Below are 12,554 nucleotides of genomic sequence, written 5' to 3'. Positions count from 1 at the left end.
TTAATGATTTTTAGGAGATACTATCTAATTATTCTTTCATGAATTTTGTAATTGAATTTCCTATGTGTAGAAAGTATAGTCCGCTACTTAAATTATCGACCTTTAAAGATTGATTAGATCCATCTATAGCCATTTTTAATACTACGGCTCCATATATGTCGTAAATAATGGCTTCTTGATTATTAAAATTACCATTAAAATGTAATATGTCTTTGGCAGGATTTGGATAAACACCAAGATTGTCTTGAAGGTTTAAGTTAGTGTTTTTTAATTGAGCATCCAGTATCTGGATGTTTGTTAGTTGAGCTTCAATTTGTTTATTGCCATCACTAGTTAAAAAATTAACCCATAACCAATAAAAATCTCCATCTTCTAAATCGGCCGTTGGTATAGCGTCTTTTAAAGAAATAGTAGCTGTTGAGGTGCCAGATTCCATACCAATTACACTCGCATCATTTCCTAAGTAATCATTTTTCAGAACCCATCCTTTATCTAAATGACGTAGCCAGTATTTTATACCTTGATCTCCATTTGATAACACCGTGTTTCCTGATCCAGCATGAAATTCTACATTTACCACTAATTCTCCTTCAGAATAATAAGTGGTAGTGGTATATTTATTTGCGTCATCAAATTTAATAGAGGGTTGGTATAAAGTTTCAAGGATGTCTATGTTAGCAGTACCTAAAATACTGTTGTCGGCAGTTGATTTTGCAGTGACAGTTGTTGTTCCTAGCTTTACTCCAGTTACATTTCCTTGGTCATCTACTGTAGCAATTGAAGTATCGGCAGAAGACCATGTTACTTCTGGGTTTGCGTTAAATGGTTGCATTTTGGTAGTTAACTTCCTTGATGTCCCTACCTGAATTACTAAAGGGTTTGGTGTTAAAGTAATTGATGTTGGATCCACTAGGGGCCCTCCGCCAGCAGTACATGCTAAGGTTTCAGAAATTTGAGCAATTTCTGCTGGTACCGCGTCAAATTGTCGGCTATTGTAGAGTACAACTCTATCTAATTGAAACCCGTGAGAACGACCACTTAAATTAAGAGTGTATTCTCCAGCGCTAGGAAAAGTTACATTTACCCAGGATTGTTTATGGTTGATGTCGGATGCGCCATTTAAGGTAAAATCGTCGTCACTACGTCCAACAAACTTGTAAAACTCTGTTAATACATCTGCGCCAGCTTTTGCAATATCATTCGAAAAATAAAACCATGCATCATTTCCTAAATCCGATCCTCTTTCTCCTTCCGGTTGTCTCATGGTCCATTTAAAGGTGTACGTGCCAGGGGTTTTTATATTAAAGCTATAGGAAATGTCGTTTTGATGGTTCACTGTTGCATAGGAGTTTGGTCCATCATAATAAATGTATTTTCCGCCAGATGCTTTTTCGTTATCTGTACCTAATTTCCAATTTCCATTTAAAGTAAACCGTTCTGCTTCAAAAACAAATAAACCGTCTTTATCCTCCAAAATACAGGTTTGCGCTGCGACATTTAAACATTGAAAATCTATAGATCGCCATCTTCCTCTAGCCCATGCAAAACCATTTCCTTCGGGAACGGTTCCGTTAGAATGTGTGTTGGATTCAATTTGAAAAACCGCCCCCTGGGTTAGGGTAACATTTCTAAAAACATGCGTGTATGGTTCCATGTCGGTGGTTGCCACCGGATTTTGAAACGATCCTATTAATTGATTGTCTATCCGAAACCGATACGTGCTTTCCCCGTCTTCTTCTGTTAAAGTGGTTAGGGTTACATCATAAACACCTGTCGGTCCTTCAAATACTTTTTGTGTAGCGCCAAATTTATCTTCGTAAAGGCTTGCATCTACGGCTATAGCGTTTCTACTAGTGTCTTTGTACGCTATTTCATAGTTTCCTATTTTACTCATTTCGAAATCTTGCACGCCATTGAAGTTAAAATCTACGCAACCGGTAGTGTTCGTGCTATTTGCAATACCATCCCCAATTAATGTTTCTAATTTACTAGGATTCCCTTCTTCATCTCCAAGAATTAAATAGTACACCATTCCGGCATCCGATATATCGGCACCTTTTCCTCCCGGGTGGAATTGTAGCCTGGAGTACAACCATTGAATATTTTGGTCGGCATGATCTCGCATCCAGTAATAAGGAGAAAAATCGGTATTAGAACACCATTTTATTGCAGGAGAATCACAAGCGTTTTGATCTGAAATTTTCTTGTATTTTATACGACCGCCACTTAAATCAATAGTCTGTTGCATGGAGTGGTGTGCTGTTCTGCGTAAGTGATTGTCGTTATATCCACTATGCGATATTACTTGCACATGGGCTAATGCTTCTATTTTTCCGTTGGCTATTGCTTTATTAACAGCGAGGTAAAAGAATTCGGAAGGTCCCATATGAATAAAATACAAAGGATCGTCTGCTGTTGATTTTTCGATTTCACCAGCCAAGTGGTTTATTGCCACAGAAGGATTCTCTGGAACATCGAAAAAAACAGTACTATCAAAGTCCCATCGTTGTATGGCGCCATTTACGCCATCGCCCATATAATTGGTTTGGTCTGTGTGCTTAGGGGCGTCAATAAAGTTATTATAAGAGTAATGTACGAGCCTGTGTTTTAACTCCAGTTTAGCAATCATAGCTAAAGCAGCGGGAGTTCCTCCCCAGTCATCAGGGTCGGCACGTGGCCATTCGGCTTCGGGGTGATTATCGGGCTGGTTATTTCCATCGGCACTAATAGCAATTCTGTGGTTATTGTAACCAAGCGATTGCGAAAACAATTGTCCAGCCAGTAAAAAGGTTAGTAGAAAAAAGATTTTGGGTAAGGTCGTTTTCATTTTTGTGTATTTAATTTAGTTATGAATGTGCAATAGCTTTATGCGGTAAACTCTGTAATTTGAAATCACCTGTTTAACTATTACTTTTTAGTTGATTACTATGTATTGGTCATGACAATAATAGGAATCACAAACCTATGCAAAGACCTGTTTTTTAGTTGGGTAATTAGCTTTACAATAACTTTATTAAGTTTTTTTTATGCTTAATATTTACTATACAATAGCTTTATTGGGTTCAATGTTAGTGTAGTAGTTTACTTGAACGTATTCCTTTTCAGTTTAGAAAAAGCTATTTTGGGTAATGAACAGGTACCGTATAGATGTTCACGATATTTTAAAAGAAACAGTTCGTGAAGGTTGGAGCGAATCTATAGGTCGGATCAGAAAGAATTATTTTAATTTTTTTTGCAGGTCTATTTTGTTTCAGACAGGAATATTAGAAGACGTGATACTATTACTTGGAATCATATCAATTTAAATTAAGAAATTAGCAAAAATTAAGGTTATTACTTTACTTAATGCTTTTCATTATTCTATATCAATAGGGTAAAGTGCAATTGCAGTAATCCAGCCTTCAAATCCTGTTGGCGCACTTGATAAGATTTCTCCAGTTCTTGCGTTGTTTTGGTTAATTTCGTTAAGATTGGATACGGTTATAATTTTATTGTCTACAAATGATAAACAATAGGTTCCTGAAGTTTCTATAGTTTCTAGAGGTGTTTCAGACTTGCTGTCTAAATTCAATTTGACAATAGGAGCCGTTTCAGAATAGCGTAAGTAATACAAGCTGTTTTCATCAATTGCAATATCAGAAATCGTTAAGGCTGTATTTTCTGTTTCAATAGTTTCAATAAAGCTGCCGTTTTTATTTATTTTATGAATGGCGTTTTCACTGGAGTAATAAATGAAATTATCTTGTATAGCAATGCCTTCAGTAATGATATTCGGGATTTCAGAAATAATATCGCCAGTTTCCGGGTTCAGTTGGTAAAGCGATTCGTTTTCGCCAATACCACCAACCCAAAGGGATTCACCATCATAGGCAAGCGCATGTGGTGATTGTAATGCTTTTGGCAGTTTCAGTTCAACTTCTAGCATTCCGGTATTTTCATTAAAAAGATAGATACCCGGTTTTTGGTAGTTTTTATGCGTTAAAATCCACCATTTGTATTCTGTAGTAACATCAATGTCCTCTTGAGGCAATCCAGAATATTCAGGTTCATTTCTATTACAAGCGGTTAGTAAAATACATACCAAAGAGACAAAGAATAAGGTTTTGAAATTCTTCATATAGGTTTTGTTCGATTTATAAATTTATATTTTAACGACTTTATGAACTTCTTTTTCGCCGCCGTAAAGAATGACAAACAGGTAAACACCACTGCTAAAATGACTTAAATTTAGAGTCACTTTGCCTTCGTCAACAAGGTCAGTTTTTTCTAATAATAAAACTCCAGAAGCATTATAAATACGGTATGAAATACTTTCAACGCGTTGCACACCGGTTATATTAACCAGGTCTTTAAAAGGGTTTGGGTAAATCAACCATTTCTTGTCTTCGCCAAGCGGATTACTCGTAAGCGGTACACAACCCTTAGAAACGTTGTAGACATTTTTTACTAAATCGTCTATTTTTAGTTCGTTAAAACTCTGGTGTAAAGAGTTATTAAAAAACGTCCCATCAATGATAGCATTATCAGCACCTATAAAATCTTGCAGTAGGGTTGCAAAGGTTTGTCGGTAATCATATTGCACCGTTTTAATTTGATAATTATTCCGACTAGTAGCTTCGCTTAAATCGGGGTTCGTACCTGAAACACCTCCTTTTACTGGTTTTCCGAAGACAAACATAGGAGCAATTTCTCCGTGGTCGGTTCCTAAGTTTCCGTTTTCTTTTGCTTTTCTGCCAAATTCCGAAAAGGTTAGTCCTACCACATCTTCAGCTAGTTTTTGAGATTCTAAATCGGTGATAAAAGCTTCAATACTATCGGATAAACTTGATAGTAATTCGTGGTGTTTACCAATAATATTACCTAAATCTTGTACCTGTGAATCGTGGGTGTCAAAACCAGAAATACGTACCATGTAGATTTTGGTTTCTAAGTCGCCACTTATTAATCGCGCTACGGTTTTTAGTTGATTGGATAAATCTGTATCAGGGTAACTGACGTTATTTTTTCCTTTATCGAAGGCTGCCGAAATTGATTTCGCATAGGTATTCGTTAATGAGTCGGTGTTGGTTAAATATCTTAATTGGTCCCCATAATCGGAATCAGGGATATTCAAAGGCGGTGCACCTCCTAAACCATTTAAAATTGAATAAAAACCAGCAGGATCTTGTCTAGTCAGGTTTATAGATATACCGTGTGCATCTTCACCATGAAACCCAAGTGAGGTTTTGTTAGAACCAATTTGTATACCCAAGGGGAAGGGTTCTACCACCAAATCGGAATAATAACGTTCCATAAAACGGCCCATCCAGCCGGTGTCGCTTCCGTTTAATAAACTGTTTCCATCGTTACCGGTTAAATATAAATCGGTGGAAGAAAAGTGACTTTTATTCTGACTCGGATAGCCAACTGATTGCAAAACACGCATCCAACCTTTATCGTATAATGATTTCATCCCTTTAAGAGCCGGGTGTAAGCCTACTTGTTGGTTTTCGGGTAAGGAACTATCAAGCGTAATGTATTTGTTGGTTCCTGAAATAGGAACTTTTATTGTTGGTCGTAAATTACTGTAAGCGTCGTATTGATTTAAAGGAATAACGGTGTTTAAACCATCATTACCACCAGCTAAATTTATTAATACCAGTTTTCGGTTTGAAATATCGGGACAATCAAAATAAGGGGTGAATGTTTTTAAGGCTGCTTGTAATTGTAAAGGTGTTAATCCAATAACAGAAGCTGAAGCCGAAAGTTTTATAAAATTACGTCTGTTCATAGTTTACATTAATTGAAATTCGGCTGCATTTACCATAGCAGTTACTAAAGCGTCTAATCGGGTTTTTACCGTAGTACTATCGTTAGAGCTTAAATATTTGTTCCAAGCGCCAGTCCAGTAGTAATCAGGAAATTCTTCATCAACCAAATAACTTTTAAAATAATTTGTTCGATCAGTGTCTATAGATTCCGGGTAGAGTAAATCAGCTATTTCAGTAATGAGTAAGTTGGGGTCACTAGCATTGGGAATATTATTTTTCACAAATAATACCGTGTCTAATGATGCATAAATAGCGCCATTGGCAATCATGTTTTCTCCGGAAATTAAACTTTCTATAAGACGGTAGCGCCCAATAATGGTATTTGATGAAAACCAGTTTCTATCGTAATGTGGTTCTTGGTAATAAGCGGGATACCCTGCAACTTCTTCGGGACTAAACAAGTTGGTGCCGGAAAAAACAAAATATGTATTGTGTAAAAATCTATAGAAAAATTCGTTGTAGTAGGTTAATGAATTTGTTGTTGGATCAGGATATACCACCTGAAACATGGCGCATATTTCAGAAAGTAATTGTAACGGACTTTTAATAATGCTTCCTATAATTTCGTCGTTATTGTCACTATCATCGGTATCGAAGAAGTGCTGACTAGAAAGCAGTGTCTTTACCACCGGTAAAATTTCGTAATCATTGGCTATTAGCTGCTCAGCTAAAGGGGCGATAATATCGTTTTCAACTTCCTCATTCCAGGTGCTTTTTACAAAATAGCGGTATAATTTGCGGCAATAGGCTTTGGCGGTTTCAGGTTGCGCAAATACCATATCAACAAATTCTCCTAGCTCATCTAAGATTTCTGTTGGCGTGCCTTTTCCTGTAATGGTTGTGTTATTGAAAGCTTCAGTAAAGGTTTTACTTTCGGTATCATGTAATTCAAAATTGATATACCCTGTAGGAATACCCGTGTCTGGGTCTATATAACTACGGGTTTCATCAAATTTATATCCAGAAAATACGCGAGTCGCTTGCTGAATATCTTCCTCTGTATAATTGGTGTAATTGCCTTCGCCTATTTGTTCGCCTTCTAAAATGGTAAACAACTCAAAAAACTCACGGGCGTAATTTTCATTCGGATTACTTTTATTGTTTCTCGTGTTATCAAGATAAACCAACATGGCATTGTCCATCGTGATTTTCTTAGCCACCGTTTTAAGGTTTCCGTAGGCATAAAAATCAAGTAGCCTTAGGTAATCATAATAACATGCAGAAGGTCCGGCACCATCATCTTTGGCTACGTTAAAGCAGGTATGAAGGAAAAAAGATAATTTATGCTTCAAACTGGTTTCACTCATCGCATTGTGCCACCACCAGCCTGCTACGAGTCCGCGCTTTCTTCTGTCGTTATCAAAAGAATCTGGTGCTGCTGTTGACGAGGTCCAAAAGCCATCCGGACTTTCCGTTGGAAGCGGATCATAAGGCTCGGCTAAAGTATTCGTTGTTGGTGCGGTTAGAGTGTTTAGCATATTGGCGGGTGTCATGCCAATAAAATTGTCTAACTGATTTTTGGAGTAATTAAACGTAGTTCGCCTAAGTAAATGTTTCGCTTTTCTTAGGTCTAAAGAACTATTTAGCGGATTTAGGGACGCCATAGTTATTTATTTTATAAAATGTTGGTTGTTGGTTCGTTTTGCTAAAGGTAGCTTTTTATTTACTAATAGATCGTTTTCAGCTAAGTTTCTGGTATTTCATCTATAAAAAGTTGCTTTTGCAGCGGCGTGTTTAACGATATAATTGTGGTTTTATTTTTTAGAGTCAAAAAAAGTGTAGAAATAATCATAAGTATTGGTTGTAGGCTTGGTGTTTTTCTAAATACGTTTTATTACGCACTTTAGCCTTCCAAACTTCAATATTTACACATCAAATTACTAAATTTGCAGTTCTTAAAATTTCAAGAGTATTATGTTCAATAATTTAAGTGATAAATTAGATAAAGCTTTACACGTTCTTAAAGGGCACGGGAGTATTACAGAAGTAAACGTTGCTGAAACTTTAAAAGAAGTAAGACGTGCGCTTTTAGATGCCGATGTTAACTTCAAGATCGCTAAACAATTTACCCAAACTGTTAAAGAAAAGGCACTAGGTCAGGACGTTTTAACAACGCTTCAGCCGGGGCAATTAATGGTGAAAATTGTAAAAGATGAGTTAACCCAACTTATGGGAGGTGATGCCGAGGGACTTAATCTTTCTGGAACACCAAGCATTATTTTAATGTCTGGTTTACAGGGGTCTGGTAAGACGACCTTTTCTGGTAAACTTGCTAATTATCTTAAGAATAAAAAAACTAAGAAGCCTTTATTAGTAGCTTGTGATGTTTACCGTCCTGCGGCAATTGATCAGTTGCACGTTGTTGGAGAGCAAATTGGTGTTGAGGTTTTTAGTGATAAAGGGAATAATGATCCCGTTGCTATTTCTCAAGCGGCGATTGCCCATGCGAAAGCAAATGGACATAATGTAGTGATTATTGATACCGCTGGTCGTTTAGCCGTTGATGAGGGGATGATGACCGAAATATCGAACATCCATAAGGCCATTCAACCACAAGAAACTTTATTTGTGGTAGATTCTATGACGGGGCAAGATGCTGTCAATACAGCAAAAGCATTTAATGATGTCTTGAATTTTGACGGGGTAATCCTTACGAAATTAGATGGTGATACACGTGGTGGTGCAGCTATTTCTATTAAATCTGTAGTTGATAAACCAATTAAGTTTATTGGTACAGGTGAGAAAATGGAAGCCATTGATGTGTTCTATCCGTCACGTATGGCCGATCGTATTCTTGGTATGGGGGATGTTGTTTCCTTAGTTGAACGTGCTCAAGAACAATTTGATGAGGTTGAAGCAAGAAAACTTCAAAAGAAAATTGCAAAGAACCAATTTGGTTTTGACGATTTCTTAAGTCAGATTCAGCAGATCAAGAAAATGGGGAACATGAAAGACCTTATGGGGATGATTCCTGGTGCTGGGAAAATGATGAAAGATATCGATATTGATGATGATGCTTTTAAAGGTATTGAGGCTATTATTCATTCAATGACACCTAAAGAACGAGCCAATCCATCAGTTATTAATGCCAGTAGAAAAAAACGTATTGGTGCAGGTTCTGGAACTTCAGTACAAGAGGTCAATCAACTTTTAAAGCAATTCAACCAAATGAGCAAAATGATGAAGATGATGCAAGGTGGTGGCGGTAAAAAGATGATGCAGATGATGAAGAACATGAGGTAGAATAGTTAGTTTACAGTCTCAGTCTCAGTCTCAGTCTCAGTCTCAGTTTGCAGTTGAATTATGGATTATAAAGAATTATTGGCATACAAGAAGGCATTCGATTTATCGATGGTGATTTTTAACAAGTCAAAGTGTTTCCCTAAAGAAGAGACCTATTCTTTAACAGATCAAATATGAAGAAGTTCTAGGTCGGTTTGTGCAAACATAGCTGAAGCGTATCGTAAGCGTTCTTATCCAAAACATTTTATTAGTAAATTAACAGATGCTGATGCTGAAAACTCTGAAACAAATACTTGGATAGATTTTGCAACAGCTTGTGGGTATATGACAGAAAAGGAATGTTTGCAACTTTTATCGCAAGGTAAAGAGATTGGAAAACTAATTAACTATATGATTAATAACCCGAGAAAGTTCGGAGTTAAAATTGAACAATAATTAAAGCAAAGTATCGCAAAAGTAATCTATGCGATTGAAAACTAAAAAACCGTAAGAGTAAGCACTGCGACTGCGAACTGCGACTGAAAAACTTATAAATATGATCATTTTAGACGGAAAAAAAACGAGTAACGATATTAAAGAAGAAATTGCTGTTGAAGTAGCAGAAATTAAAGCAAATGGAGGAAGAGTACCTCATCTTGCTGCGATTTTAGTAGGAACTGATGGGGCGAGTATGACTTATGTAAATGCTAAAGTTAAGGCTTGTGAAAAAATTGGTTTTGAATCGACTTTAATTGATTTGCCTGAAGATACATCGGAAGCTGTATTGTTACAGAAAATACATGAATTAAATACCAACGATGCTATTGATGGGTTTATTGTGCAGTTGCCTTTACCAAAACACATCGATGAGCAAAAAGTTTTAATGGCTGTTGATGCCGATAAAGATGTTGACGGATTTCATCCAACGAATGTTGGTAAAATGGCTTTAGATTTACCTAGCTTTTTACCTGCAACACCATACGGTATCTTAGAATTATTAGAACGTTATGAGGTTGAAACTTCAGGAAAGAATGTTGTAGTTATGGGACGTAGCCATATTGTTGGTCGTCCGATGAGTATTTTAATGAGTCAGAAACGTAAAGCTGGAGATGCTACAGTAACCGTTGTTCATAGTCGTACTAAAGATCTTGCTGAAATCACAAAACAAGCTGATATTATTGTTGCTGCTATCGGGATTTCAGAATTCTTAAAAGGCGATATGGTTAAAGATGGTGTGGTTATTATTGATGTTGGAATTACACGTGTAGCTGATGAAACTAAGGCAAGAGGTTATCGATTAGCTGGTGACGTAGATTTCGCAAGCGTTAGCCCAAAAGCAAGTTATATTACGCCAGTTCCTGGAGGCGTAGGACCAATGACTATTGCTATGCTACTTAAAAATACTTTATTAGCACGAGAGATTCGTAGTTAGTAAATGGTATAATATTAGATATTAAAAAAGCCTTATAAATCTCGATTTATAAGGCTTTTTACCTTTATAGATTCTTGTAATAGTTTTAATCCTCTGTAATTCTCTTTAAGATTATAAATTCAGATCTTCTGTTGAGCTGATGTTCTTCTGAAGTACAAGGCACACCATTTGAGCACTTATTAAGCAATTGTGTTTCACCATAACCTATGGCGCTTTCGATTCGATTCGCTTCAATACCCTGAGAAATGATATAATCTCTGGTAGATTTCGCTCTGCGGTCTGAAAGGGCTAAGTTATAAGCATCGCTAGCTCGTGAATCGGTATGAGATTCAATTTTGATGTGCATTTTAGGATACTCGTTCATGATCTTAACTATTTTATTAAGCTCATCGGTGGCCTGGCCTGGTTTAATGTTTGATTTGTCTAAATCAAAATAGATATTATTAATCTTAATTTTTAGTAAACCATCTTCTTTCACGATTAGTTTGTGGGCTAAACCTAAAGGTACGATGGTTTCACCAGATTGAGCAAGTGTAATTACCGCCTTGTCACGTGGTTCGTAATCTTCCTTTGAAACTTCTATATTGTAGTGCGTCGCACAAGGTAAAATTCTGTCGAATTTATAACGACCATTTAAATCGGTTAAAGTAGAATCTAATACGGTACCGTTTTCACCACATAAAACCAGTTTACCACTAGAAATAGTTTCTCCGGTAACGGTATTAGCAACATGACCTCGAATGAGTTGTTCACAAGTAATTGATTCACGAATAAAGGAATATATATCGTCGTCACCTTTTCCAGAAAGTCTATTAGATGATACAAAACCTCTGTTGGTTTCTTCATTAATAATAAAACTGAAATCATCTAAATCACTGTTTAAAGGTGCTCCTAAATTTGTTGGTTTTTGATACGTACTGTCTTTAATTATACTTTCAAAAACATCTAACCCACCAAGGCCTAAATGCCCGTCGGAAGCAAAAAAGAGGGCGTTTTCAGTAACAAACGGAAACATTTCTCTTGCAGGTGTATTTATTTTTTCGCCTAAATTTCTAGGTTTAGAAAATTCTACATAGTCGTCGTCACCTAAAATATCAACAACAAAAATATCGGTGCCGCCTATGGTTCCTGGCATATCAGATACGAAATAAAGTTTTTTACCATCAGGGCTTACTGCAGGATGACCTACGGAATAGTCATCGCTATTAAAAGGAAGTTCTTTGATGTTTTTCCACCCGTAAAGGCTGTCTTTTCCCTTTTTATGTTCAGCACGATAGATTTTTAAATTGTTTGTGCCTTTTCCGTCACGACCAAGTTTTCCATCATAATTGTTTCTTGTGAAGTATACCACCGATTCATCTGGTGAAAAGGCTATAGAAGCTTCGTGATATTTGGTGTTGAGATCTTTTGAAAACTCACCAACTTTAGTGGCGTCAGATTGTATCTGATCTAAGTTTCCTATAAAAAAGTTTAGATAGGGCTGCTTATTCCACTGATATAATCGGGTGTGAAAATTAGAAGAATCGGCTGATGAATATACCAATTGACCATTGTAATACATGGCTCCGAAATCTGAAAATTTGGTGTTAATTGATAGGTTTTTTAGCAGAAAATGAGGCTCAATGGCTAAAATATCTTCAATTTTTACTTTAGCTTGACTAAATTCTTCCGATCTATCGTCGTTGGCTTCAGCACGATTTGCAAATTCTTTCATCCAATATTTCGCATCGCTATATTTTTCGGTGCCTTCCAATGTGTGTACATATCTAAAAATATATTCAGCAGGAACTTCGGTATTGAATTTCGATACTAAATCATCATAGTAACGGAAAGCATTTTCCATATCGGTATTGAAATAATGGGCGTCGCCAGCACGTTTTAATACTCTAAAGTATTCTTGACGTTGTTCCTGACTTACTACAGGTTTTCCATTTTCTATTTTTTGTACTTCTTTTTCATATAGCACCGCTGCTTCTTTATACCACATTTTATCAAACAAGCGGTCTGCCTTTTGAGTGTTACTGTCTTGAGCAAAAGCGCATGTTATGGAGCAGAATATGAATAGTGTAATTATTTTTCTCATAGAGTAG

At 36.5% G+C, this 12,554-nt stretch carries 7 protein-coding genes and 1 pseudogene; 3 read left to right on the top strand and 5 right to left on the bottom strand.

Going from position 1 to position 12,554, the window contains the following annotated elements; all coding sequences use genetic code 11:
• Positions 1 to 28 precede the first annotated feature (28 nt).
• From Q4566_RS11465 to Q4566_RS11450, 4 genes are all read right to left on the bottom strand, one after another.
• The gene (locus tag Q4566_RS11465; protein WP_303421271.1) at positions 29 to 2,827 is read right to left on the bottom strand and encodes an Ig-like domain-containing protein; all 2,799 of its coding nucleotides are present in this window, start codon (positions 2,825 to 2,827) and stop codon (positions 29 to 31) included.
• 528 nt (positions 2,828 to 3,355) lie between these two features.
• Positions 3,356 to 4,117 (bottom strand): DUF5050 domain-containing protein, encoded by a 762-nt coding sequence (locus tag Q4566_RS11460; protein WP_303421270.1) that lies wholly within the window; start codon positions 4,115 to 4,117, stop codon positions 3,356 to 3,358.
• A 24-nt stretch (positions 4,118 to 4,141) separates the two neighbouring features.
• Entirely contained in the window at positions 4,142 to 5,770 is a 1,629-nt protein-coding gene (locus Q4566_RS11455; protein ID WP_303421269.1) for a DUF1501 domain-containing protein, read from the bottom strand.
• Between the two features lie 3 nt (positions 5,771 to 5,773).
• A complete protein-coding gene (locus Q4566_RS11450) occupies positions 5,774 to 7,414 on the bottom strand; it encodes a DUF1800 family protein (RefSeq protein ID WP_303421268.1) in 1,641 nt (546 codons plus the stop codon).
• A gap of 310 nt (positions 7,415 to 7,724) precedes the next feature.
• Here Q4566_RS11450 and ffh point away from each other — a divergent pair, with 310 nt between their 5' ends.
• The 3 genes and pseudogenes from ffh (at position 7,725) to Q4566_RS11435 (ending at position 10,464) form a co-directional block, all read left to right on the top strand.
• Complete coding sequence (gene ffh / locus Q4566_RS11445; RefSeq protein WP_303421267.1) at positions 7,725 to 9,053, top strand: signal recognition particle protein; 1,329 nt, start codon at positions 7,725 to 7,727, stop codon at positions 9,051 to 9,053.
• Positions 9,054 to 9,113: 60 nt separating this feature from the next.
• A pseudogene (locus Q4566_RS11440) lies at positions 9,114 to 9,488 on the top strand (four helix bundle protein).
• A 100-nt stretch (positions 9,489 to 9,588) separates the two neighbouring features.
• Positions 9,589 to 10,464, top strand: coding sequence for a bifunctional 5,10-methylenetetrahydrofolate dehydrogenase/5,10-methenyltetrahydrofolate cyclohydrolase (locus Q4566_RS11435; RefSeq protein ID WP_303421266.1), 876 nt, complete (start codon positions 9,589 to 9,591; stop codon positions 10,462 to 10,464).
• 85 nt (positions 10,465 to 10,549) lie between these two features.
• On the opposite strand, the gene Q4566_RS11430 is transcribed toward Q4566_RS11435, so the two are convergent.
• Positions 10,550 to 12,547: an OmpA family protein gene (locus Q4566_RS11430; RefSeq protein WP_303421265.1), complete on the bottom strand. Its 1,998-nt coding sequence runs from the start codon at positions 12,545 to 12,547 to the stop codon at positions 10,550 to 10,552.
• Positions 12,548 to 12,554 lie beyond the last annotated feature (7 nt).

It is taken from the genome of Tamlana sp. 2_MG-2023 (assembly GCF_030548465.1).
In the GTDB taxonomy this organism is placed as follows: domain Bacteria; phylum Bacteroidota; class Bacteroidia; order Flavobacteriales; family Flavobacteriaceae; genus Pseudotamlana.
The sequence above is the reverse complement of the archived record's forward strand: the minus strand, read 5'-3'. Positions and strand labels throughout refer to the sequence as shown.